The sequence below is a fragment of the Hydrogenophaga sp. genome, from assembly GCF_018780385.1.
Taxonomy (GTDB): Bacteria; Pseudomonadota; Gammaproteobacteria; order Burkholderiales; family Burkholderiaceae_C; genus Hydrogenophaga.
This window is the reverse complement of sequence record NZ_JADMJO010000038.1, coordinates 49199-74631: the sequence shown is the minus strand read 5'-3', so window position 1 is coordinate 74631 and position 25433 is coordinate 49199. Positions and strand designations below refer to the sequence as shown.

Below are 25433 nucleotides of genomic sequence, written 5' to 3'. Positions count from 1 at the left end.
ACCGACACACAAGACAGCGCATTCGACCGATGCGATCCTGCTGGTGTTCTCCGAGGAAACACTGCGAGCGCCTCAGAGCGACTTCTTCACAGTGGCCACTTCACTCTGTCCCCCAAACTTGGCACCCAGGGCTTCCAACTCATCAAGCAACACGCGCGCAGCGGCTTTATCGCCCGCAGCCACGTGGATCTTGGCCAAATTGAGTTTGAACGCCGGCGAATTGGGCTGCGCAGCGACCACTTTCTTCTGGATAGCCAGCGCTTTGGCGTGTTCGCCCTTGTCGGACAGCAACATGGCCAAAGTGTCCATGAATGCCGGCTGGTTGGGGGCAGTTGCCACTGCCCGCTCAGCGATTGACACAGCATCGGCGCGTCCCAATTTCCCAGCCACCCATGCCAGGTTGTTCAACGCCAATCCATTCTTGGGCTGGAGTTCGATCACCCGCTCGTAGTGGCGTTGTGCGTCTTGAAGCTTGTTGACGCCCAGTGCGCGGTCACCCAGGAAAAGGCGGAACCCTGCATCATCCGGATGGCTCTTGATCCAATCCGCAGCCGTGCGATCTGCATCGGTTGCCTTCCCTGCCAAGCCCTGCACGGTGTGCAGCTTGATGGCCAACTCAGTACTGGGCGCGGCCTTGAGCCCGGCACTGTAGGCATCGACTGCACCGCTCCAATTTTTTGTAGCGGCGTGAACATCCCCTTCGAGCAAAAAGCCCACCGCTTCCTTGGGCCGCTGCTTCTGCACGGTTTTGCTCACGACCACCGCCTCGGCTGGTTTCTTCGCTTGAACGGCCAGCTCTGCCAAGCCCCGCTGTGCGACCAGCAAGTTGGGTTGGAGTTCCAATGCCTTGCGCAGACTTTGCTCGGCCGCCGCCAGGTCTTTCATCACGGAATGCACGGTCGCCATTCGCACGTGTGGCAACGGGGACTGAGGCATCAAACCAGCCATCTTGTTGAAGCTGCTCATCGCTTGGTTGTTCTCCCCATTGGCCGCCTGCGCCCGCCCCAGTACGTCCAGCAGTTCAGGGGTGTCAGGGATCGCAGACACCGCCGTTTGCGCACTTGACAACGCGGCTGCATTGTCCTTCTGTTGCAGGAGGTATTCGACAAGCATCAATCGAGGCAACTTCTCGGTGGGTGCCGCGTCGATCGCCTTGCGAATTGCGTCCAGCACCTCTGCTTTGGGAGCACCGTTTCTGGCCTTTATCTCAGCCAGGCCCATGAACGCTTGCGCATTCTTGGGTTCACGCTGCACTACGCCCTCAAACCGCTTTTGAGCTTCCTGCGCCTTGCCGTCAGCAACATCCAGCGTCGCAAGCGCAGTCGTTGCAGCCATGTAAGACGGAGAAATTTCCAGAGCACGCTCCAGGGCCTTGCGAGCGCCGGCCCGGTCATCGCGCACCAGCAAGGCACGACCGCGAAGCAACGAAGGCATCGGATCATTGGCTCGTTTCTTCTCCAGGGCGTCAATGGCGACCAACGCCTTGTCCACGTCTTTTTTGCGCAGATGTGCGTTGATCAATGCCATGTCGGCCACCACACCCTTGTCGGATGCCGCGATGTCCTGCAAGGACTCCATGGCAAGCTCGGTTTTTCCCGACATCAACTGGCTGACGGCCAGCGAGGTCTGCTTGGCGGGGTCGTTGGGATCGAGTTTGGTGGCGCGCGCGAAGAAGTTCTGTGCTTGCTCGAGTTCACCTTTCACCATGTGCACCTGCCCCGCCACCGAGAGCAAGGCGGCATCAGAGTCATTTGTCGCAATATCCGGCGGCAAGGCCGCAAGAGCCTTGTCTGTCTGACCGGTGCGCAACAACGTAAGCACAAGAGCGCGGCGCGCAATCTTCAACTGAGGAGCGGCCGCAACTGCGCGTGTCAGGTAGGCCTCCGCTTGAACCATCGAATTCAGTTGGAGCTCGGTCGCCCCTGCCATCTCCAGTGCCGTGGGGCTGTTGGGTGCAATCTTCAGCATCTGTTGCGAAAAATCGCGTGCTGCCGGATAGTCTTTTTTCTGAAACGCGAGAAGCGTCTGCAGGTACAACGTCTGCGGCGTTCCTTTGGCGATCTTCACCAGGGCGTCCAATTCTGTGGACGCCTGATCCAGTTGCCCCTGACTCAGCAACACGCGGACAACGGCAACACGGGCATCTGCAAACTGGGGATTGGCTTCACTGGCATCGCGGTACAGCGCCAAAGCGTCTTTGACATCTCGCTTGCTGTACAAAAAGATGTCGCCCTTCAGTTTCAAGGCATCTTCGTTTTTGGGCGTCGCCGCCAGAACCTTGTCCAGAACTGCGATTGCTCCTTCAAAGTCGCGCTGTGCGCCTTTGAATCGGGCTTGCTCGATCAGCGCCGGGGCATGATCCGACTTGGCTGCAAGCGCCTGTTGCAAGCTGGCCTCGAAACCATCCTGTTTGCCTTGCTGGCGCCAAGCGATTGCCACCAAAGTTTTCAAATCCGCCGTCGCTACCGGCGTGGCCAGTTCAACCTTGTCGAATTCGGTGGTGACCTGTTTGTACTCGCCCAATGCGAGCATGCTGCGCACCAGCAACGGCGTCACCTGCTCAGGAGCGAATCCGAGATCGCGCGCCTTGCGCAGCTCGGCTTTGCCACCCACCGGGTCGCCGTTGAGCAACAGCGCTTTGCCCAGAAGAAAACGCGCCTGCGCCAGGTTGGGGTCTTCCTGCAAGGCATTCTTGAGTTGAATGATGGCCGCAGCGTTGTCCTTCTTGTCCAGGTACTGCTGCGCCGAAGCAACCATTTTCTGGGGATCGTTGTCTGCGCAGGCTGCGAGCAGCAACGTGACGGCAAGGGTGACGGGTGCCAATCCGAAAAGGGTTCTGGTGATTTTCATGGGTTCCTCCGGAATGGTGTGACGAGCTTCACTTGAGGCCGAGCCGATGCATCAAGTCGTACAAGGTCGGGCGGCTGATGCCCAGCAATTCGGCCGCTCTGAGCAAATTGCCGTTGGACCTAGCCACCGCAGCAATGACGGCCTTTCTCTCGGCCTCGTCCCGCACCGCTCGCAAATCAAGTGATTGCTCGGCGGCACTCTCCAGGGTGGCCGGCAGGCCCAGATCGTCAGATGTCACTTGCGAGCCCTCAGCCATGATGGTGGCACGCTTGATGCAGTTTTCAAGTTCGCGGATATTGCCTGGCCAGGAGTGCGCCTCAATCGCTCTGAGCGCATCGTCCGATAGAGACAGGTTGCGGCGGTTTTGTTCCTGTGCAAAACGCTTGGTGAAGGCATGGGCCAGCAAAGCTGCGTCACCCACGCGCTGCCGCAGCGGTGGAATATTGACCACGATCTCGGCCAAGCGGTAGTAAAGATCCTCGCGAAACCGGGCTTCCGTGGTGAGTTGCTTCAGATCTTGATGGGTTGCGCAAACGATGCGCACGTCCACCGGAATCTCCTGACGCCCACCCACACGCTCAATGACACGCTCCTGCAGAAACCGCAAGAGCTTGGCCTGCAGCGGCATCGGCAGATCACCGATCTCATCCAGCATGAGCGTGCCGCCATTGGCTGTTTCGATCTTGCCCAAGGTCGTCTTGGCCGCTCCGGTGAAGGCGCCCTTTTCGTAGCCAAACAGTTCACTTTCGAGAAGATTCTCTGGAATCGCCGCGCAATTGATGGCAACAAATCGTCCGGCTTTGCGGTTGGAAGATTGGTGCAACCCACGGGCCAGCACCTCCTTGCCCGTGCCACTCTCACCCAGCAGCATCACGGTCGCGCCGCTGTTGGCCACCTTTTCGATGGTTCGACAGACGCGAAGTACCTCCGGGTCCCGCGTGATGAGTCCAGCCAACGTATCGGGCTGACGCATGGACTGCAGTCGCGCGTTCTCCGTCTGCAGCTCGTGCAGGCGAAAGGCTCTCTCCACGGTGAGGTTGAGCATCTCTGGCTCAAACGGCTTGGCAAGAAAGTCGTACGCGCCCATGGCCACGGCCTTGAGTGCATTGGCCTGACCGTTCTGGCCTGTGAGCACGATCACTTTCGTGTCTGGTGCGGCGGCGAGCATCTGGTCAAGCAACTTGAAACCTTCGGATGTGCCGTCGGCGTCAGGCGGCAGGCCCAGATCCATCGTCACCACGGCAGGCGCATGGCGACGGAGTTGAACGAGCGCAGTCTCGCAGTCATCGGCGGTGACCGAAGCGAACTGGTCGAGTGACCACTTGATCTGTTTCTGCAGTGCAAGATCGTCTTCAACGATCAGCAATTGCGGTCCTTTGTCTGAGCTCATGCCTCTCCCAATTGATGCCAGTCCGATTCGCTGAACGATTCAATGAGCGGCAGCAGCAAAGTGACGACGGTTCCCACTCCTTCCTTGCTGTCTACCGACATCTTTCCGCCCAACTCCTGCACGTATTGAAAACTTTCATAGGCGCCAATCCCCATGCCTGCTTCCTTGGTTGTCTGGAAGGGTTTGAACAGCCGCTCCTGCACAAACTGCTCCGACATGCCCAACCCATTGTCCCCGACTTCCACCCGCGCATGGCTCCCGTAGCGCTCTATCTTGAGCCAAACGCGCTGCGGCGCTTCAGTGGCATCCAACGCGTTGTTCACAAGATGCCCCATGACACGCTCCAAACGATCTTCATGCCCTCGCGTTGCTACGCGGGGCTCCACCTCTAGTTCCAGTTGCCGCCCGCGGTGGGACACGCTGGAGGCAAGTTCATGAGCAATGCGACCGAGGTCCACTCCCACTGCTGCGCCCCCTGGGGCAGCGCCCTCCCTCAGCTGCAACATCAACTGGCGCATCCGTTCCAGGGAGTTCTCGACCGTCATCAACATGTCCGCCTGAAACTCGGGGTTGTGACTCAGCCGTTTGGCATTCTTCACCATGAGAGACAGTTGGGTCACGATGTTCTTCAGGTCGTGCACGACGAATGCCGACATTCGACTGAAGGCCTCAAATTTGCGAGCCTCCAACAGTGCCTCGGTCGACTGCACTTGCGCCAGAAAACTGGCGGCCTGGCGCCCCGCTGTCTTGAGCAAGTCGGTCACCTCCCAATTCACGTCCACTCGCGTGCGAGGGCTGCTCAGCACCACAAAACCCAACAGCTCATGACCCAACCACAGAGGCACCAGCAGCCAAGCTTGAGACTGAAGCACCAGCCACTCCGGCAGCTTCAAGTGTTCGTACCGATCCGGTTGCAGTCGGTACTCATCGAGATTGACCACCCAGCCTGTTCGCTGCATGAAGGCCAACAACGCTGAATCCACCGGCTCGGTCTCGGACACGTGGGGGAAATTCCAACGTGCGACCTGGCGATAGAGTTGCTCATCCGGACGCCGCAACCACAACAACCCCGCGGGACTTTCCAGCATGTCCGCCAGGCCTCGAATCACATTGAGGCCCATTTCACCCGGCGCGGTGTTCGCCGACAGGGTCTGGGTGAACTTCAACCATTCTTCGCGATAGTCGTACCGGTAACTGAAAAAGTGCTTGCCCAACATCACCCTCACCCGGGCACGAAAAGTTCGCGACAGGGCAAGTGCCACCAGCAGCACGAGGGCCAAAAACACCATCGCCAACTGCAAGGATCGCCCCCAGTCACTGCCGAAGTAGCGGACGTAGTAACCAACGCCGGCAATGAACAAGAGATAGCCACCCGCCATCAAAAGCGTGGCCGAATGGAACACCACCTTGCGCGAGACCCGTATCTTGGAAATCCAGTCGCGATGACGGGTGGTGGAGAGCAGCAGCAGCGGCATCAACGCCGCATGCACGAGGCCACGGATGTTCCATGCATCCTCGTCAATGCCACTGAAGAGCACCGCCTGAGAGAACAGGTAAAGATCAAAAAGGAATGTGCCTGCGAGCCCCAGACAGATGGGCTTTGCACTCCAGAGCGCGTCCTCGGGCAGGTTGCGAAACAACTGCTCAACGAGAACCAATCCCATCACGGCCAGCAACATCAACGTGAGAAACAGTCCGACTGGTGCACCGGTTGTTCCCTTGAACCAGATCGCGGAAAACACCAGAATCAGGAGACTGAGAACTGGCAGCGCTACAGCCAGGGGAGACATCCAGGGCGCCGTCTCCAACGCCCGCCCCTGTTCCGTGCTGGCACGAAACAGGTGAACCACGAAGGCAAACCAAGCCGCGTACCGACAGATGTCGGCCACCGCTGCCCAGCCCCACCACACCGGCAACGACAAAGCGACAAGACTCAGGCATGACCACAGCGTGGTGAGAACGGCCGCCGACAGGATTGCAATCCCGGGCTTGTTAACGGGGGCCTTCCAGTAACCTTGCCTCCCCACCATCACAGCGAGCAAAGCGTAGCAAAGGGCTGCAGCGCCAAAGCCCCAGGCCATGAGGGAATTTCCCATGCCGTTCATGCCGCTGGCCCCGCAAGCATGATTCGGAAAAGCCTACTGGGCACCTTTGCCCGTCAACACAACCCCGATGGTCTCGAAGAGCACCACAAGATCAAGAAAGAGCGAGTGGTTCTTGACGTAGTAGAGGTCGTATTGCAGCTTTTCGACGGTGTCTTCGCGAGAAGCACCGTACTGGTAACTCACCTGTGCCCAGCCCGTCACGCCGGGCTTGACACTGTGTCGCACCGCATAAAAAGGAATGTCCTGCGTAAGTTGGTCGACAAAGTATGGCCGCTCAGGGCGAGGTCCTACCAGACTCATGTCGCCTTTGAGCACACCAAACAATTGCGGCAACTCGTCGATGCGGAGCTTGCGGATGATCCGTCCAACACGCGTCACCCGGCTGTCCGCGGCAGTGGCCCACTTGGGCACACCGTCTTTTTCTGCGTCGGTGCGCATGCTGCGGAACTTCACGACGCTGAACGTCTTGCTGTTGAGGCCTACGCGTTCCTGTCGGTAGAGGATGGGGCCTGCGCTCTCCAGCCTGATCGCCAACGCAGTGATCATCATGATCGGAAGCGAGATCAAGATCAGGAAGATGGCTCCTGCAATGTCGAAAAGCCGCTTGACCGATGTGCGAACAAAACCTTGGTTGAAACCTTCGCCAAAAATGAGCCAGCCCGCCGACGCTGACTCCAAGCGGATTTGTCCCAGATTCTGTTCAAAGTAAGTAGCAATGTCGGACACTCGCACCCCTTGCAATTTGCAATCGAGAAGTTCTCGCATGGGCATGCTGCCTCCACGGCGCTCACTCAATGCAACGACGATCTCGTCGACCCCAGCCCGTTGGACCAGATCGTTGAGGCGTTCACCGGGCGCTAGCGTGGCCCAGGAGGTCACCTTGTGCTCCGTCTCATTGGGGCTCGCGAAGTAACCGACGAGCTCAACGTTGGCACTGGCGTGGGTGAGTGACTTTCCGACCATCTGCGCACGTTCACCGGTGCCATAGACCAGAACCTTGCGGCGCGTGATCGATTTCGGCAGCATCTCGCCGACGAGAACTCGGTGGGTCAGCATGAAGCCCGTCGTACCCAGCACGATCAAGGCCACCCACTTGGCGTCATAGGATGGTTCCAACGGCAACAACCAAAGAACGGCGATGGCGATGACGCCCGACAGTACAAAAGACAACACCGCCCGTGCACGCATCTGGCCGGTGGTTTTGCTCCGGGTGCGTTCATAGAAACCCAGGGCTGAATTCACGGCCAACATGCCCAACGCCATCAGCACTCCGCGGGACAACCCTTCGGTCGCCACAGAGGCACCCAGCAGCGCCGGATTGGACTGAACGAACAGCGCCAGCATCAGCGCACCAACCACCAGCCCCATGTCAAGCATGACCTGGAGCACCGTTCTTCGATGGAAATAGTGGTTAAAAATCTTGATCAAAACGGGAGTCCCTGAGTATTTTCGAGTGACGGCGTTGCGGGACGGACAACATCGTCGTCGACATTACAGCGTAATGCAAAGGACTACGACTTGTTACAACGTGAAACATCCTCTATTTGTCCACGAAATCCGTCACTTGACCATAACAAAATCATCAGTATCAAGCTCACACGCGGCACTTCCGTGACACTGATCACGGCTCCAAGACTCACAATGCCGACCATCGAAGCGGCCAAGGCCCACGCCACCGAATCGCCCTGCCGCAGCTTTTCCCACAGACCGCGCAACGCCCACAAGACCCAGAGGGCAAGGATGACAAGACCCAACAACCCTCGCTCGACCAACACATCGAGATAGAGGTTGTCGATGTGCCAAGGCTGAAACCGTCCTTGCGCCATGGGCAGCCAGTGTTGCAGGCCTTTGGAAAAATCGGTATTGAGAAGGCGTTGCCGACCACTCGAATCCCACAGTTCAACTCTCTCGATGCGAATGGCTTGCTCGATATGCATTGGCGACAGTGCAAAAACGCTCTCCCGCAGACTGGCAACGCCGCTTTTTCCGTCAAAGAGGTTTTTACCCATCCTCAACTCAATCCAGCCGCTCCCCGCGTCTGACATGGGCTTCAGCGAGGCCCATCGCCTTTGGCATGAGAAATCGTAAAGCAAGTGCCGCTCGCACAGGCTCACCAGCAGCGTCGATGGGCGCTCACCAGTTGCCCGCAAGCGTACCCGAATGCTGCCTGCCCCCGTCAGGTCGACGCGTTGTGTCAACGCAAACAGGTCAGCGTGCTGGCCACTTTCGTGGCGACCCGAGAGCAAGACATGGGTCTGCTCCCCTGCATCTCCGTGCCACAAGGCTTCGCCCGGATAGTGCCCACCAGTAACTTCGCGGCTGTAATGTGCGGGAAATCGCCCAATGCCCAATCCGGTCGTCCACGCCTCGGGGGACTTCAGCAGGCTCAGACTCGAGCGCCAATGCTCCATGCGGCCGACGAGGTCCGAGCCTGACCCCGCAAGGCGTTCGGCCATGAACGAGCCGCCGCCCAAAACCAACACACTTTCAAGAACCAGGGTTGACACCATGGCCAGCAGGGTCCGACGACCCCGGGCCGAGCCGCCGGCGGGCACCAGCTTGAACCGCCAAGCTGTAATGCCCATGAACAGCAACGCGATCAACACCGCCAGGTAGACGCCACGGGAATAGGTAGTGAGCACGGCGTAAACCGACAGCACCATCAAGATATTGGCGCCCGCCCAGCGCCACGTGCTTGTTGACGTCCACATTGCCCAGACGGCAAACGGCACCGCGATCGCCATGTAGGCGTCGATGGCCCCGCCGCCCACGTGCATTTCCCAGAACCACGCACTGGTGCGGTAGGCATGGCTGAAATCAAAGATGCCAGCGTAGACCGCGCGTTCCCAGAGGGCAATCGCGCCAACCAGCCCCAAACCGACGACCATGCCTCGCGCTACCAGACGAGCAGGCCCTCGTCCGCCTGCGCCACCCGGCGCATGCAACAGCATGCCGATGAGCAACGCCCAGGCCAGGCTCTTTGCAACGCGCCATGTGTTCCACGTGCTGTCGTAGCCTGCATACATGGCCTCGTTCCAGGCCGGGATCGTTGTCCAGTCGACTCCAGCGTCTCCAACACCACGCAACACGCCCAACAGCAGGGACAGGGCAACGGCGCACCACAGCGCCGCGAATGACCTGCGCCAAGGCATGCATTCCTCCGTGCGACCGCGCTGGACATCGACCCCCCATCGAGCGAATGCGCCTGCCAGACAGGCGAGCACCAGCACATCGGATTCATCAAGCAGCCACCACCCCGTCCAGGGTGTGAAACTCATCATGGGCAAGGCCGCCGGGAGAAGGAACCACAGGACCTGGGGCCGGGCCGCGTTCCAAAGGATGACCAACAGGGTGGTGAGCGGCAGCGCCAGTGGCGCGACCGGATGCTGCACCGCCAATCCCAACGAGGCCAGCCCCAGACAGGCGCCCAGCAACAGCAGCAGCCCTGGCGCGGCGACGTTCCAGCGCGCCTGCCACAAGGCCGCGCTGCGCACCTTCAAACCAGGACTTCCGCGCAGCGCGGATGGCCGAGAAAGGCCTGAGGGCTGGCGCTCGGTCCGTACGCGCCCGATTGGTAAACCACCACCAGATCACCAGGGTGCGCCGGTGCAAGCTCCGCCCGGTCGGCCAGTATGTCCAGTGGCGTGCACAGAGGCCCGACGATGGACGCTTTTTCGCGTTCTGCAGAGTCCATTTGCGTGCCGATGCACACGGGGTAGTTGCGCCGGATCACCTGTCCAAAATTGCCAGAAGCAGCAAGGTGATGATGAAGACCGCCGTCGGTGACCAGAAACACCTGGCCACGGGACACCTTGCGGTCCAGCACACGGACCACATACACGCCAGCTTCGCCGACCAGGTATCGCCCGAGTTCAAGCACCAACTGGCTGCCCGGCAATTCGGCGGCCATGCTGTTCTTGATGCCCATCAACGCTTCGGTCACAGGTGCCAGGTCCAGCGCCTTTTCGCCTGGGAAATATGGGATGCCCCACCCACCTCCGAAGTTCACCTGCCTCACCGGCGTTGGCGCGCTGTCGGCCAGGCGCACGACGAGCTGGTGACATTGGCGCAGTGCCTCCGCGATCGACTCGCCATTGAGGTTCTGCGAGCCGGGATACAGATGAAAGCCTTCAAACTGCAAAGCCGCATCGCCAATCGACTTGAGCACCAAAGGCACCTGTTCGGCATCCACCCCGAAAGGCTTGGCACCACCGCCCATGCGCATGCCGGCGCCGCGCAGATCGAAGTCGGGGTTCACGCGAACGGCCACCCTGGCGGGCAGACCCAGGCGTTGTGATGCAAGCGCCAGCAGCTCGACCTCCCGGAACGACTCCAGATTGACGAGCACACCCGCGGCCACGGCCTGGGCGATCTCCGCCGCGCGCTTGCCCGGGCCAGCGAAGCTCACGTGCATCGGGTCGGCGCCAGCATCGAGCGCCACGGCCATCTCGCCGGCGGAAGCCACATCCAGGCCATCCACCAGGGTGCGCATGAACCCCACCAGCGCGGGCAAGGGATTGGCCTTCACGGCGTAGTGCAACCCGATGCCTGCAGGCAAGGCTTTTCGCACAGACGCCACACGCTCGGCCAGCAGGTGGCGGTCGTAGGCATAAAAAGGGGTCTGCCCAACGCGTTCGGCCAAACGCGACAGCGGTATGCCGCCCACACACAGTTCACCCCGGATCGTCTCAGAAGGTCTCATCGTTTTTCTTTCCTGCAGCACTTTCCCAGTCCGCCTTCCAGCGGGCGCGGTCGAGCTTTCCATTGGCATTGCGCGGCAGGGCCTGCGCATGCCAATGCACACCGGCCGGCACCATGTAAGCGGGCAAGGTGCTCTTGCAGTGCGCCAGCAACGCGGCGGTGTCTTCCGCCTTCGTGGCCACGGCAGCCACCAGGATGACCTGCCCCAGCATGGCATGCGGCACACCCACGGCCAGCACTTCGTGCACCAAGCCACTCGCGTACACAGCCTCTTCCACTTCGGTCGGGCTCACGCGGTAGCCAGACGTTTTGATCATCTCGTCACGGCGGGCAACGAAATACAGAAAACCGTCGGCATCGCGGCGCACGGTGTCACCCGAAAAAACCGCAATCTCGGGGCGGTCGACCTCCCCGGCCCCCGCCTTGAGTCCGTCGGGCAGCACGCGAAAGCGCAAGGCTGTTTCGTCCGGCCTGCGCCAGTAGCCCAGTGCCACCAGTGGTCCCCGGTGCACCAGTTCGCCCGGCTCGTCGACATCGCACTCGGTGCCGTCCACCCGCAGCACACGAATGTCTGCATTCGGTATGGCCCTCCCGATCGAGTCCGGTCGCCGATCCACTTCGGACGGCGGCAGGTAAGTGGAGCGAAATGCTTCGGTCAGCCCGTACATCAGGAAAGGCTGCGCCGCAGGCGTCATCTGCCGCATTCGATCCAGCGTCGCCCGAGGCATGCGCCCACCCGTGCAAGCCCAGTAACGCAAATGCTGCGCGGCCTCAGCCGGCCAGTTCAGCGCTGCAAGCTGCATGAAAAGCGCCGGCACGGCCGTCAAACCCGTCACGCGCTCTTTGGACATCGCCGTCAACACATCGCGTGGCAGCAGGTAGTTGAGCAAGACGACGCGCGCGCCCACCAGAAACGCGGTCGTCAACTGACTGAAGCCCGCGTCGAACGACAGGGGCAACACGGCGAGCAGTGTGTCGTCGGATCGGTTGCGCAAGTAGCTGGCCACACTGGTGGCTCCCGCCACCATGTTGCGGTGCGAAAGCACCACTCCCTTGGGTTGCCCCGTGCTGCCAGAGGTGTAGAAGATTGCCGCCACGTCGGTCTCAAGTCCCAGCGGCAACGCTTGAGCGGGTGCAGCCAGCACATCGGCCCAGGCATGAAGCTTGAAATGCGCTCCTTGAGACGCATCGATGTCATCACAGAGCATCACATGCTGCAGGGACAGACATTCGCCCAGCGCGGGCCACAGAGCTTGCAGTCGAGACGCTGAGGTCACCAACACCCGCACGCCGGCGTCTTGAAGAATGTGAGCGACTTGGGTCGCTTTCAGGAGCGGGTTCACCGGCACCACAACCCCACCCGCCGCTGGCACGGCGAAGCTGGTCACCACAGCCTCGATGCGCTTTTCCAGAAACACCGCCACGCGGCTTCCACGGGGCAATCCGAGGTGCAACAGTCCCGACGCAAGGTCCGACACCGCATCGCCTAGCTCACCGTAAGAAAGCCGCACCGCTCCTGCCGTCAAGGCTTCCCGTTCAGGCCAGGAGGCGGCTGCCCGAAGCGGCAGCTCGTGCAGCAAAACCGGTGGATAGCGATCGCTGAAATCTCTCTCTGTGGGCATGCGGCGCATGTTAAGGCATCGAGCTCCTTCGGCCGACCACGCTCATGAGCCCGTCGCGCGCAATTCTTTAGAATCAAGCGCAATTCTGCGCACCCACTTCATTCCAAACCAGGCCTCAATTCCATGAATGTGTACGAACAGGTCTTGCGCGTGCTGGACGACGCTCTCAACCTGCAGGGGCGCACCGCCACCTTCGGTCCCACGACACCGCTTCTGGGTTCGCTCCCCGAACTCGACTCCATGGCTGTGTTGGCACTCATCACCGATCTGGAAAGCCATTTCGGCATTACCTTCAGTGACGACGACCTCAACGCGGAAGTGTTCGCCACCGTGGGCAGCCTGAGCGACCTCGTACACCACCATCTGGCCGGCCAGGCCACATGAGTCAGCGGGGGCGTGAAGCCCTTCCCCAAGCTTTTTTTCTGCCCGTTGACCCGCAGGCACCCAGCGCCGGTCAGCGTTTTTGCCTGTTCCACCCGGCCAGGGGGAGCGCTCGACGCGGACGCATCCTGTATTTGCACCCCTTTGCCGAAGAGCTCAACACCACTCGCCGCGTGGTCGCACAACAAGCGCGGGCTCTGGCAGCTGCCGGGTATGCGGTGCTGCAGATCGACTTGACCGGCTGCGGCGACAGTACGGGCGATTTTGCAGACGCCACATGGGCCGCCTGGCTGGAAGACGCCGCACTGGCGCACCGCTGGCTGAGCCAATCCGCCAGCGGCCCACTCTGGATCTGGGGCATGCGCTCGGGGGCCTTGCTGGCCGCGGAATTTATCCAGACTCTGACCGAACCAACCCACTTGCTGCTCTGGCAACCCGTGGTGAGTGGACAGCAAATGCTGCAGCAATTCACCCGCCTGCACGCCGCGGGCCAATGGCTGGGTGCAGGCAAGCCTGACGAACAGACGCCAGCCCAACTGCTTGCGCAAGGCCAGTCTGTCGAAATCGCGGGATACACCGTCAGTCCAGCACTGGCTCAAAGCATGGCGCACGCCCGCCTGAAGCCTCCAGCCACAAAAGCCGGCGGCCGAGTGATCTGGATTGAACTGGCCAAACAGGCAGACACTGCAATGAGTCCCTCAGCTGAAAAAGAACTCTCTGCGTGGCGAACCGCCGGCTGGCAAGTGAACGCCCAAGCGATCAAAGCCCCTGCCTTCTGGCAGACCGTGACCACTGAGGATGCGCCAGCCTTGATCAGCGCCACCCTGGCAATCATGGCGGTGGACTGAGCCGAACGAACACCACCCAGCCGTCGTCATGAACGTCCACGAGAAAGCCGTCTGCATACCCGGCCCGCGAGCCGACATGCTGGGCATCGTCAGCGTGCCGGATCCCGCTGCAGAACGGCAGCACACAGCGGTGGTGGTGGTGGTGGGCGGTGCGCAGTATCGAGTAGGCAGCCACAGACAATTTGTGCAGATCGCACGCCACTTAGCCGGCGCGGGTTACCCGGTGCTTCGCTTTGACTTTCCCGGGATGGGCGACAGCCCCGGCGAACCGATATCGTTTGAAGACACCTCGACGCACATCGCTGCCGCCATCAATGCCATTCACGACCACTGTTCCGACGTGAGTCAAGTTGTGCTGTGCGGTCTTTGTGACGGTGCGTCGGCCAGTCTCCTTTACACACAGCGCACGAACGATCAGCGCGTGGCTGGCCTTGCTCTTCTCAACCCTTGGGTGCGCTCCGAGGCAAGTCTTGCCCGAGCACAGGTCAAACACTACTACCTGTGGCGGCTTGCGGAACCGGCGTTCTGGCGCAAATTGTTCGGCGGGCAGGTCGGGTGGCGGGCTGTGCGAGACCTGGGCAACAGCTTGCAGACCATGCGAACCAAGAACATCGGCCCATCCAGTTTTCAGGATGACATGGCACAAGGTTGGCAGGCCTTTAAAGGTCCGATCCTGCTGTTGCTCAGCGAGCGAGATCTCGTGGCAAAGGAGTTCGTCGAGCACACCATGAGCGACGCACGGTGGAATGGGCTGCTTGAGCGGCCGGCCGTGTCCAAATCGACCATTGATCGCGCCGATCACACCTGCTCATCTGCGACCGCCAGTCGCCAGACAGAGTCATTCGTCTTGCAATGGCTCAAGGGAATAAGGTGAACGGGTTACGCTGGCGTCGCACATGGCAATACCGTTAAGTAGATTGGAAATTCCCGGCTATTCGGGCCTTACATTTCGGCAGTTGCAGTTACATTTCAGCGCCCGCGCAACACACCTCATCAAGGTATCGTCGCTGCGTTGGGGATGCGGTTGCAACCTATATATAAATCAGGTGCCTTCGGGCGCACTGCGGAGAACTTCGATGCTGGCGCAAAAATATGAATACTCGGTCGTTGGTCCAGGCACCGAGCAGTACGAGGAGTACTGCGCTCTGAGGCATGAAGTTTTTTGCGCTGAGCTCGGTCGCCTGCCTTCTTGCGAGGACCAAGTCGGCAAACGTCCACTTGAGACAGACGACTTCGACGCCCACAGCGTTCATGTACTGTGCCGTTCGGTGGAGACCGGTGAAGCTGTGGGATGTGCACGTCTCATCCTGCCGAGCCCCCGTGGGCTCAATGTTCTGTCCCGCTACACCCTGCACAGCCAGCCCAATGCTGAGCTTGATATGGTCGGTGAAATCGGCCGCCTCGCCATCTCGAGCAAACTGCGCCGGTATCGCCGGGACACACAACTTGTAGGACCCGCCCTGCCTTCAGGCGCATCCGAAGACCTCAACAGAGAGATCAAACGCGACGGGCCCACCGTTGCTTTGGGCTTGTATCGGGAGGTGTTCCGCCTGGCGAGTGAGCATGGCATTACACACTGCTATGCAGCCATGGAGCCCTCGCTGTCTCGGATGCTCAATCGACTTGGCTTTCCTTTTCACGAAGCAGGGCCCGTCAACCATGCTGTTCAACCTGCGCGTCAGCCATACCTCATAGGCGCCAACGCGTTGCGCACAGGACTGGCGACTCGAAATTCCTGTCTGTACCGATTCATATTTGGTGGGGAAGAGCCGACCCTTGGTCTTGGCAAGACGATTTGGACGGCTGCGGAGGCGCTTCCTTCGCCCTTCGATGCATTTTTGCCCACACCGGGCTGATTGAATATTGATTGCACCTTACGTTTGTTGAGACGGGCGGCCATTTCCGCCACTTCCAATCACTCATCATTTTCAGACGTAAAAAAACCGCGCAGCGCGCGGTTTTTTTGTGGGTAAACCCAGTGAGCGTTAAGCGCTTTTCTTGTTGCGGCGAACAAAACCCAGACCGGCAAGACCCAAACCCAGCAGGGCCAAAGCACCTGGCTCAGGGATCACCGAAGTACCAGTGATGGTCGCGCCACCACCGTGGGTGTACACCTCGCCGGTCACCGGATCAACGATCGGAGTGCTGATGGGCGAGAAGTTCGAACCGAACAAGAAGTCAGTGCCGCCAACTTCAGCATCGGTGTCGAAGTACGCAGCAGCAAGACCACCGACCACGTTGAAGTAACCAGCGCCCGTGCCTGCAACACCCAAGCCGATCGTGCTGGATGCGGACGTCATGCCGTACAGGGTGGTCAGCAGGTCAGCGCCAGGGGCTGCCGCAAAATTACCCGCAGCGGCGGTCAAGTCCAACCACAACAGGCCATTTCCGGCGGTAGAAGGATCAGCGAAGTTGTAGTCAATGGGCGAAACCCACACTTGCAAGCTGCCGCCTTCAAATGCGAACGGCTGGAATGGGGCGCCAGTGATCGAATTTTGGAGCGTGAAACCCGAGAACGTGAACGTCAATTCGCAACCAGCGCAAAACGAGCTAAGGCCGTTCATCGACGTGATATTGCCGTAGCCTTTGATTTCGTCACCAGCATTCAGGGCAACTTGCTCGAACAGGTTCGACTGGGCGATAAAGTCGATTGGAGAGCCGGTATCCCAAGTGACGCCGGCAACAGTAGCTGCCGATGCTGCGCCGCTCACGAGCATTGCGCTCAGACCGATTGCTGCGAAAAGTTTTTTCAGTTTCATGGTAACTCCTTAGTGAATTTCTGGATCAAGACCTGAAGGACTCTCGATCAGGCTGCTCAGTAACAAAGCAGACTTCATGCCAGGCCTCAAAAAGTGAAATAAATCAAAGTTCGCAGCGAGGGAGGTGGCCAAGACCTGAGTTGAGTGGAAAAAAAACCGACACTTGTTGGACACTCGATGAATGCAAGCCAGCAAGGCTTGGTGAGATCGCGCAGCTGTTCTGAGAGAAGATCACGTCCTCCAACACGAAGAGCCGCCAGCATGGACACGTTCAACTACCTAGACGCCTTCAGCCGCAACCTCGGCGTGGTCAGCACCGCAGAGCATGACCGCCTGCGCAATTGCACCGTTGCCATTGCCGGCATGGGCGGCGTCGGTGGGGACTACCTGATCAGCCTCGTGCGTGCAGGCGTGGGCGGTTTTCACCTGGCGGAATTCGACGAATTCGAGTTGTTCAACTTCAACCGCCAATATGGCGCCAACACAGAGACCATCGGCCGTCGAAAGCTCGACGTGATGGTGGAAATGGCGCTCGCGATCAACCCCGAGTTGCGCATCACGAAATTCACAGAGGGCATCAACACGGGCAACATCGACGCCTTCCTGGAAGGCGTCGATCTGGCCGTGGACGCGATCGACGCATTCGCTGTCGACATGCATCCCCTGCTGGTGAATGCGGCAACCGCTCGAGGCTTGGCAACCATTGCAGCCGTGCCACTGGGCCTGGGCGCCGGCGTGCTGGCTTTCGGCCCCAAGGGCATGTCGTATGCAGACTATTTCGCCATCAAGCCCGGGATGTCGGACGACGAGAAGATCGTCCAGTTCATGCTGGGCTTCGCGCCAGAGCTGCACCACTTGAAGTACCTGGATCCGAAGACGATCAACCTGAAAGCGCGCAAAGGGCCCAGCTCCATTGCGGGGTGCAAGCTGTGCACGGGCTTCATCACCACGCTGGCGCTCGTGGCCCTCCTCCACCCGCAAGACCTGCAGTGTGTGCCTTGGTACACCTACCTGGATGCGCGCGTCTCGCGGTTCCATCACCGGCGCCTGTGGATGGGTAACCGCAATCCGCTGCAACGACTCAAGAGCTTCGTGGCCAAGAAGCGACTGGAAAAAATGTCGGCGGACGCCTGACATCGGGATGTTTCCTTTCGACACCCGGGCACCGGGCTGCCAGCAAAGTGCCTGCGTTAGACTGGCCCGTTGACAGACAAAACGGAGGGGCGAGCATGGCAGGAACGGTCGGGTTTTCATGGCTCGGATCCTTGTGGACAGCAACGAGCGGAACTGGAGCAAATCAACAAGTTGCGACCCGGCGCGCGAAGGGGCTCGCTTTTCTGACCGCGATGCTGGTTTGCTCGGCTGTACTTGCCGACGATGGAGCCAAGCTCGCTCAGCGCGTACATGACCGCCCTGACGGCAAGGACTCAACGTCCTTGGTGTCTATGTCCCTTACGGAAGAAGGCAAGCCGGCGCGGGTTCGCGGCATGGTGGTGTTTCGCGCCAGTGCGGCGGGTGGCCAGGTGTCAACCCTGATCAGGTTCACCGATCCTGCGGATATTCAGGGGACGGGGCTGCTCACCATCGACGGCGCCGACGGCGTGTCCAACCAATGGATCTACCTGCCCGCCATGCAGCGGGTGCGCCGGGTCGACTCCAATCGCAAAGGGGGTCGTTTCGTCAATTCCGATTACTACTTTGAAGACCTGCGCGATCGCAAACCGACCATGGACGCCCATCGGTTGTTGGGCCGGGAGCGGGTGGGCGACACCGACTGCGAAATGCTCGAGAGCGTGCCGGTGGATGCCAGCAATTCCGTCTACGTTCGCCGAGTGAGCTGGATCGACCCCAAAAGCCTTCTGCCCTTGCGGATCGACTTTTTCGAGCGCAACGCCGATCAGCCCAGCAAGCGCCTTCTGGTTGTCAAACGCGAGCAGATTCAGGGGTACTGGACAGTGACGGACAGCACGCTGAACGACCTCGCGAGCGGTCACCAGACCCGCCTGACGGTGGGGCGTGTGCTGTACGACCGCAATCTGCCAGAGTTGCTGTTCACGTCTCGGGCGCTGGGCGAGGAGCGGATCGAAAAGGAATTCCGCCCCTGAGGACGCTGAATGCACCTGTGCTGCAGTCACGATCGCACAACAAGACATCCAACAATGTAGGAGCAATTTCCATGAGGGGTCAACAAATGAGCAGTGCCTTGGCAACGACCGGGCTGGTGATGCTGGGGGCGGTCGCGGCCATGCCGACGCACGCCCAGGATCCAGGCCTCAAGGTCGACGCCCTGCGGCTGGAAATCGGCGGGTTTACCGACAAACCTGGTGCTACGGGCAGCGTCCTGGCGCACGGTGCCGTGAGTCTGCGTGGCGACTCCGGCGACTGGAGCTACGCATTGGGCGCTCGGCTTGACGCGCATTCGCAGAACGGAAGCCGCGATTTCGAGCGCGTTCGGCTCGACTACACCGAAAACTACCTGCGCTGGCAGCAGAAAGATTTTCGCGTGACCTTGGGAACCCAAAACGTCCTGTGGGGACGGGTTGACGAGATCTCCCCAGTCGATCGCATGAGCCGGGTGGACTTCTCGCGAGGTGTTCTCGACAAGCTGCCCGATCGTCGGCGTTCCGTGCCCGCGGTTCGCACGGAGTACTTCGGAGATAACTTAAAGCTCGATGGGGTCCTGTTGCCCGTGTTTGATGACGCGGTCATGCCGCACGCCAGGAGCGTGTGGAACCCGGTGGACACCGTCAACGGTCGAATCCTGGGCATTGGAAACTTGCCGGGCATCGTGGGCGCGCGTGTGGTCAAGGCGGACATCAACGGGGCCGGTGGCGCCGGCCTGCGTTTGACCGCCGAGGGCGAGGGCTTCGACTATGGCTTCAGCGTCCAGCGCGTCCGGCAGTCACAGCCCTATTACAAAGTGATTCCGGGCGCACCGGTGGTGCTGCAGGCGGTGCACCCGTTCAGCACCGTGCTGGGTGCCGAACTGGAGACAGAACGCATGGGTGCCACGTGGCGCATGGAGGTCGCCGTGAACAGCGCCAGGCCACTGACGACCCAGACCTTCCAGTACCGAACTGATCCGGCACTCGACATCGTGATCGGCGCTGAATTCTTCCCCGGCGACAGCGAAACGCGTGTAACGCTGCAACTGGCAGGCCATCGCACGTTCACCAACCAGCCCGTGCTGGATCGCACCCGGATCTACAGCTTCACCGGCGAGATCGAGCATCCTTTTGCCAATGGGCGCTGGCGCGCCGATATGCGTTTTGCCATGGGTCTCAACGACCGCGACCTGTACCTCAATCCCCGACTGAGCTACACCGGCATCGACAAGCAGGAAATCTATCTGGCAGCACACTTGTTCAGCGGGGCCAACAACACATTGGGGGGCTACTTCAGGCGCAACGACTCCGTGGTTGTCGGCTGGCAAGGAAAATTCTGATTGCAAGGACATTCAACGCACCGGGGCATTTGGAATGACCTCGCTGCGCTGCAGGCAGAAGATGACTGAGGATTTCACTTGATCGACCGGCTGAGAACCCTGCTGTTCAACGTCACGCAAAGCGCCCTCTTCCTGCGTGTCACGCAGCCGCGCATCCTTCGCAGGAAAACCGCGGTTGCCATCATCGTGCTCATCCACGTGGTGGGCGCTGCGCTGATGTTGAGGCTGAACCTCAACAACGCACCCGAGCTGTACTTTCCGGCCGACGCGCCAGCCACCGTGCTCGAACGCGAGTTGCGAGCCGAATTTCCCAGCGACGAGATCCTGATCGGTCTTTTCCAGGGTGAGGATGTGTACACCGCGCCCGTGCTGAGTGCGCTCGACCGCATTGCGGCCAGCATGGACAAACACCCCGATGTGGACCGGGTGTTTTCCGTCACCCGTGTTGACCACATTGCCGGCAGTGCGGACGGCTTCGTCGTCGAACCGCTGATTGACGTCACGAAGCTCGGGCAAGAGTCACCCCAGGAAAGAATGGCCAGGGTCCTGGGCGATCGGTTCATGCCACGCTGGCTGGCGTCCACAGACGGCAAATCGCTGGCGGTCGTGGTGCGCACCAACAAGCTGAGCGAGAGCCGGCAACGCCAATCGATCGAGGACGCCTTCCGGGCCGCCGTTCAAGAGCAGACGCTGGACAAACATCTGGTAGCGGTCGCAGGCACTGTGGCCCTGGACGCCGCCGAAATGCAGTCGATGCTGCGTGACACGATCGTGTTCACGCCGCTGGTGATGGGACTGGGCCTGGCCCTGCTCTACTGGGTGGTCGGTCGCGTGATCCCCGTGATCATCGGGGCCGTGGCCATGAGCACCTCGGTGGTGGCGTGCGTCGCTCTCATTGCGCTGATCGGCAAGCCTTACACCCTGGTGACGGCCATGGTGCCGACCTTGCTGTCGGCCTACACGGCGACCACACTGCTGCACTTCTATGCAGCGCTCAAGCGCATGCGCGATGCGGGATTTCACCGCCCCAAGCGGGTCGTCTTCGCACTTCAGGAGATCAATACCCCCGCGATGTTCAACGTGTTGACCACCGCCGCCGGCATGATCAGCCTCGTGCTCGTACCGATCCCGCCTGTGCAGGTGTTCGGCTTCGTGGGTGCCGTGGGTGTTTTGGTGATCTATTTCGTGGTGTTCTACCTCGTGCCACCCTTGCTCGTGAAGTACGACCATGGGCCGTGGGCAAAGGATGGCGGTGGCTTTGGTTGGACGCGCCGCCTTTCATTCGGGTTGGCACGGTTCGGCATCCGTTATGCGGGTTGGATGGTGGGGGGGCTGCTGGCAGTGGTGGTCGCCGGTACGGCACTTGTGCTCAAGGTCGAAGCGGAGTCGGACCTGCTGAAGTTCTTCAATCAATCCCATCCATTGACGCAGTCCACGGCGCGGGTGGAGGCGTCTCTGGTGGGTGTGACCGCGCTTGAGATCGTGATCGACGGACCCGGGCGCGATGCCTTCAAGAACGTGGCCGTGCTCAAGCAAATCCAAGCCTTGCAGGCCCAGGTGGAAGCCCTGCCTGAAGTCGATCGTTCGCTGTCAATGATGGACATCGTTGAAGAGATGAACTGGGCCTTCAACGAGGAAGACGAAAACTTCCGTGCCCTGCCAGCGGACGATCGCATGATGGCCCAGCTGCTGCTCATCTACGACGGGCGTGATCTGCCGGAACTCGTGAACAACGAATTCCAACGCATGCGCATCTTGCTCAACGTGAACGTGCATGGCGCCAATGCGATCCAGGAGGTCATCGACAAAGTCGAGGCCTTGATCGCCAAGACCGACGCGCCCCAGCTGAAATGGCAGATAGCGGGTTACGGACGGCTCTTCGCCGATCAGGAAGACCTGTTGGTGAGGGGGCAGTTGCTCAGCTTCGCGGGGGCGTTCGCGCAGATCTTCTTCATCATGCTGCTGCTGTGGCGAACGGTCCCGGCCGCCGTGATCAGCATGCTGCCCAATCTCGCGCCGTTGTTCTTCGTCTTCATGTTGATGGGGGCTACGGGCATCCACCTCGACATGGCCACCGTGCTCATCGCGGGCGTCGTGTTGGGGATCACCGTCGACGACACCATCCACATCTTCTACAACTACCAGAAGCGCCGCGACAAGGGACTGGGCGTGGTGTTCTCGATCGCGCGAAGCATCGAGGCATCGGGCAAGGCCGTGCTGGCAACCTCAGTGCTGCTGGTCTCGCAGTTCCTTCTGCTGAGCACGTCCAGCTTCGTGCCCACGTCCAGCTTCGGCCTGCTCACCGCCATCGGCCTGATATCCGGACAACTGCTTGAGCTCTTGCTGTTGCCCGCGCTTGTGGTGTTGTGGAGCCGCATGAATCTGCGTCACCCTCTGCTGAGGCTCTAGCCGTCTCCCAATCGATTTACGCCATTCGCATCCCTCGCGCTCCGCCAACCCGCTCCGAATGACCGGCGAGCATAATGAAACGAGCCGCGGCGAACGAAGTGATAGGGTTGATCATGAGTTTTCAAATGACCACCTATCCATACAATCTTCGTACAAGAGCAGGCTTGAGGAGGGAAAAGACGATGTGCGCTCAACTTCGCATCCAGGGATGCCGCTTCCCGGTCGCCACCGTTGACGGCGAGGCAAGCAAAGCATGAACACCGGTTCGTACCAATTCGAAGCGCTCAACGACGCGCGTTTTCAGACCCAACGCTTGCAGCAGCAGGCCCAGGCCGTGCGCGGCATGGAGGCCGCCATATTGCGGGGAGCGGGCATCCAGCCCACGCACGATGTGCTGGAAATCGGCAGCGGTCCGGGCTTTGTCTCCGATCTGCTGGCCGAGCTGGCGCCAGAGGGCAGCCTGCACGCGGTGGAACCCAGCCCGACCCTGATCGCCGAGCTCGAAGGCAATGTGCGAAAGAAGCCCGCTCGCGGGTTGTTTGTCCACCAGGCCTATGGCGACGCCTTGCCTCTGGCGGACCAGAGCATCGATTTTTCTTACACACGCTTCGTGCTTCAGCACGTGCCCAAGCCGGACGCGGTGGTGCAGGAGGTGTTTCGCGTCACGCGCCGCGGCGGGCGTTTCTGTGCGGTCGACTCCGATGATGGCCTGGTGCTCTTTCACCCCGAGGAACCGCGCGTGAGCCATGTGCTGAGCAGCGCGCAGGCGATTCAATCGAGCCAGGGCGGCGACCGATTCATTGGCCGCAAGATGCAGGAAATGATGCTCAGGGCCGGCTTCACGAACGTCAAGACACGGGTGATGATGCTCACCAGCAGTGAACTCCCCTTCCCGGTCCTGTTCAACATCCTGCTGGGCTACAAGGCGTCTCTGCTGGGCGACGTGGTGGATCTGCCCCAACTGTTCGACGACCTGTCCGCCGACGTGGCCGCCGGCAAACGCCTCGTCTCTGCCGGGGTGTTCATCGTCTCTGGCGAGCGCGCATAGGATCGGCACACAGAGGCGTGCAATGGAAACCGTGTACTTCTCCTTTTACGAAGTCATTCCAGGCACTTCCGATTTCGAAGACTATCTCGAAGCCCGGTACCTGGTGTTCTGCGAAGAGCTCGGCCGCGTCGACGCGCCCGGCATGTTCTCCAGCCGCGGGCATCCCATCGAAACGGACCCCTACGACGTCAACAGCCGGCATTTCATCGCACGCCACAAGGCCAGTGGCGTGGTGGCGGGCTTCATGCGGATCATCATGCCCAACGACCACGGACTGAACGTCGAGCAGCGCTATGTGATCGATCGACCATTGCCATACGCCGGGGCCACCTCGGACAAGGTCGGCGAAATATCGAGGCTGGCCGTGACACCGCATTTCCGCCGCCGTCACTCCGACGAAGGCAAACCGATTCAAGGCGACCCCGAGAGCGAGATGACGCTCAAGACCGATGGCGTGCGGCATCACCAACCCGAGTTGGTGTTGGGCATGTACCGCGAGGTGTATCAACTGTGCCGCCAGACCGGTCTTGACTATTGCATGGCCGCCATGGACAACCTTTTCAGCCGGCTCTTGACCCGGCTGGGGTTTCCTTTCGTGGCCGTGGGCCCGATGAACCCGAACGTCCAGCCCTCGCGGCGCGTCTACATCATCAGCGCCACCGAAATGGAGCGGATGCTCGGTACGCGCGAGGCCACCATTCTCCAGTTCATGCAAACGCAGTTGAGCACCAACGAAGAGCCAGCTCCGCTAACCTGAACGCTTTTCTCCCCGGCTGGATCAGGCAGCCGTCAACATCGATTTCAACGAACGGCGCCAGCGGCCCAGCACGTGACGCCCAGCGGCCAGCCAGCCGCGCCACCGGCGCAAGTCGCAGGCCAACAACCCCACCCGCTCGCGACGCGAGGCCATCCAGTCGGCCTTGTAAGCGTCGTCGCCACTGAGATAGTCGACCTCCTCCACCCGGTCAATGTCCATCACATGCTGCATGAGTGCCGCCGTGAGCACGGACCCGGCCGACAATTTCTCGAACCCCTCCACGTAGGCCAGCTTGTAGATGTTGGCTTTACCGCCATGGACCAACCAAAGCTGAGCGGCCAGGGCTCGCCCATTGAGCCGGAGCACGCCCAGACGCAGCCAGCCTTCGCGAGCCGCCGTGCGGATCAGGCCCGGCATGAAACCGGGGCAGGGTTCGGGCTGTTTCCAGCTCTGGGCATAGACAGCTTCATAGGCCTCAATGGCCGCCTCCAGTTCGTCCAACTCGCTGGTGGCGATGTCGATGCGCCAAGTGCCCGCTTTGTCCAATCGGCGACGGCCGCGCTCCACGCTGTGCCGCAGAGGAGAGGGACGTTCTGCCCAGTAGGCTGCAAACCCATCCCCAGGAACTGGCTGATACCAGTTGCCGAAGCAAAAAAAGCGCTCACTCCAGTAACCTTGGGCGTGCAAAGCCACTTCAAACGCGGCCAACCAGGCGCTGGATGCATCCAGCGGCTGAAGCTGAATGACCGAACTCCCGGGCAAGCCCTTGAGTTGCCCGCACAACGTCCGCCAGTCTTCCGGCGAGAGTTGACGATGAGGCTCCAGTGGGCCGTACAAACAACTGTAGTAATTGGACAGGGAGAGCAACTCGCCACGGGGCTGCGCCTGCATGAGATGAAAGCAGACCCCATCTGCCCGCGGCCACGGCACGATATGGTGAAGCGGCGGCGCGAGGAAGCCTTGAGACAGAAGGTTGTCAAACCACGCTGTGGTCTGGAACACATCGGAAACCGGCTCCAGGACAGCCACCTTTGGCGACGGATTCAAGTGGTCACGAGCGATGAGCTTGGCCATCTAACTCCATTCTGCAATTGGCCACAAAACCGCTGCCAATGCGA

The 25433-nt window shown here is 60.5% G+C and carries 19 protein-coding genes; 10 read left to right on the top strand and 9 right to left on the bottom strand.

Annotated features, from left to right (window positions below; all coding sequences use genetic code 11):
• Positions 1-72: 72 nt before the first annotated feature.
• The 7 genes from prsT to IV113_RS14350 all read right to left on the bottom strand — a co-directional run bounded on the left by prsT (position 73) and on the right by IV113_RS14350 (position 12668).
• A complete protein-coding gene (prsT, locus tag IV113_RS14380; protein WP_291086318.1) occupies positions 73-2850 on the bottom strand; it encodes an XrtA/PEP-CTERM system TPR-repeat protein PrsT in 2778 nt (925 codons plus the stop codon).
• Positions 2851-2878: 28 nt separating this feature from the next.
• Positions 2879-4240 (bottom strand): PEP-CTERM-box response regulator transcription factor, encoded by a 1362-nt coding sequence (gene prsR, locus IV113_RS14375; RefSeq protein WP_291086316.1) that lies wholly within the window; start codon positions 4238-4240, stop codon positions 2879-2881.
• Complete coding sequence (gene prsK / locus IV113_RS14370; RefSeq protein WP_291086314.1) at positions 4237-6345, bottom strand: XrtA/PEP-CTERM system histidine kinase PrsK; 2109 nt, start codon at positions 6343-6345, stop codon at positions 4237-4239. Before prsK ends, prsR begins: the two co-directional genes overlap by 4 nt.
• 33 nt (positions 6346-6378) lie before the next feature.
• Entirely contained in the window at positions 6379-7773 is a 1395-nt protein-coding gene (locus IV113_RS14365; protein WP_291086312.1) for a TIGR03013 family XrtA/PEP-CTERM system glycosyltransferase, read from the bottom strand.
• 83 nt (positions 7774-7856) lie between these two features.
• Positions 7857-9845, bottom strand: coding sequence for an O-antigen ligase family protein (locus IV113_RS14360; protein ID WP_363318620.1), 1989 nt, complete (start codon positions 9843-9845; stop codon positions 7857-7859).
• Entirely contained in the window at positions 9842-11047 is a 1206-nt protein-coding gene (locus IV113_RS14355; RefSeq protein ID WP_291086310.1) for a pyridoxal-dependent decarboxylase, exosortase A system-associated, read from the bottom strand. The genes IV113_RS14360 and IV113_RS14355 overlap by 4 nt, the downstream gene beginning before the upstream one ends.
• Positions 11034-12668 (bottom strand): acyl-CoA ligase (AMP-forming), exosortase A system-associated, encoded by a 1635-nt coding sequence (locus tag IV113_RS14350; RefSeq protein WP_363318619.1) that lies wholly within the window; start codon positions 12666-12668, stop codon positions 11034-11036. Before IV113_RS14350 ends, IV113_RS14355 begins: the two co-directional genes overlap by 14 nt.
• 123 nt (positions 12669-12791) lie before the next feature.
• Between IV113_RS14350 and IV113_RS14345 the strand changes: the two genes are divergently transcribed.
• The 4 genes from IV113_RS14345 (at position 12792) to IV113_RS14330 (ending at position 15753) form a co-directional block, all read left to right on the top strand.
• On the top strand, positions 12792-13052 hold the full coding sequence (locus IV113_RS14345) for an acyl carrier protein (RefSeq protein WP_291086306.1): 261 nt from the start codon (positions 12792-12794) through the stop codon (positions 13050-13052).
• Complete coding sequence (locus IV113_RS14340) at positions 13049-13897, top strand: hydrolase 2, exosortase A system-associated (RefSeq protein ID WP_291086304.1); 849 nt, start codon at positions 13049-13051, stop codon at positions 13895-13897. The genes IV113_RS14345 and IV113_RS14340 overlap by 4 nt, the downstream gene beginning before the upstream one ends.
• Positions 13898-13925: 28 nt before the next feature.
• Positions 13926-14771, top strand: coding sequence for a hydrolase 1, exosortase A system-associated (locus tag IV113_RS14335; RefSeq protein ID WP_291086302.1), 846 nt, complete (start codon positions 13926-13928; stop codon positions 14769-14771).
• 202 nt (positions 14772-14973) lie between these two features.
• Positions 14974-15753 carry a PEP-CTERM/exosortase system-associated acyltransferase gene (locus tag IV113_RS14330; protein ID WP_291086300.1) on the top strand — a complete coding sequence of 260 codons (780 nt, stop codon included), beginning with the start codon at positions 14974-14976 and terminating at the stop codon, positions 15751-15753.
• A 129-nt stretch (positions 15754-15882) separates the two neighbouring features.
• Here IV113_RS14330 and IV113_RS14325 read toward each other — a convergent pair whose 3' ends face one another.
• Positions 15883-16656 carry a PEP-CTERM sorting domain-containing protein gene (locus IV113_RS14325; protein ID WP_291086298.1) on the bottom strand — a complete coding sequence of 258 codons (774 nt, stop codon included), beginning with the start codon at positions 16654-16656 and terminating at the stop codon, positions 15883-15885.
• 261 nt (positions 16657-16917) lie between these two features.
• On the opposite strand from IV113_RS14325, the gene IV113_RS14320 reads away from it, so the two are divergent.
• The 6 genes from IV113_RS14320 to IV113_RS14295 all read left to right on the top strand — a co-directional run bounded on the left by IV113_RS14320 (position 16918) and on the right by IV113_RS14295 (position 24315).
• On the top strand, positions 16918-17790 hold the full coding sequence (locus IV113_RS14320) for a ThiF family adenylyltransferase (protein WP_291086296.1): 873 nt from the start codon (positions 16918-16920) through the stop codon (positions 17788-17790).
• Between the two features lie 95 nt (positions 17791-17885).
• A complete protein-coding gene (locus IV113_RS14315; protein WP_291086294.1) occupies positions 17886-18761 on the top strand; it encodes an outer membrane lipoprotein-sorting protein in 876 nt (291 codons plus the stop codon).
• An 86-nt stretch (positions 18762-18847) separates the two neighbouring features.
• Positions 18848-20101 carry a DUF1302 family protein gene (locus tag IV113_RS14310; RefSeq protein WP_291086292.1) on the top strand — a complete coding sequence of 418 codons (1254 nt, stop codon included), beginning with the start codon at positions 18848-18850 and terminating at the stop codon, positions 20099-20101.
• A 78-nt stretch (positions 20102-20179) separates the two neighbouring features.
• Entirely contained in the window at positions 20180-22510 is a 2331-nt protein-coding gene (locus IV113_RS14305) for an MMPL family transporter (RefSeq protein WP_291086290.1), read from the top strand.
• 253 nt (positions 22511-22763) lie between these two features.
• Positions 22764-23558: a methyltransferase domain-containing protein gene (locus IV113_RS14300; protein WP_291086288.1), complete on the top strand. Its 795-nt coding sequence runs from the start codon at positions 22764-22766 to the stop codon at positions 23556-23558.
• A 22-nt stretch (positions 23559-23580) separates the two neighbouring features.
• Positions 23581-24315, top strand: coding sequence for a GNAT family N-acyltransferase (locus tag IV113_RS14295; RefSeq protein ID WP_291086286.1), 735 nt, complete (start codon positions 23581-23583; stop codon positions 24313-24315).
• Between the two features lie 21 nt (positions 24316-24336).
• On the opposite strand, the gene IV113_RS14290 is transcribed toward IV113_RS14295, so the two are convergent.
• The gene (locus IV113_RS14290; RefSeq protein WP_291086284.1) at positions 24337-25389 is read right to left on the bottom strand and encodes a GNAT family N-acetyltransferase; all 1053 of its coding nucleotides are present in this window, start codon (positions 25387-25389) and stop codon (positions 24337-24339) included.
• Between the last annotated feature and the right edge of the window lie 44 nt (positions 25390-25433).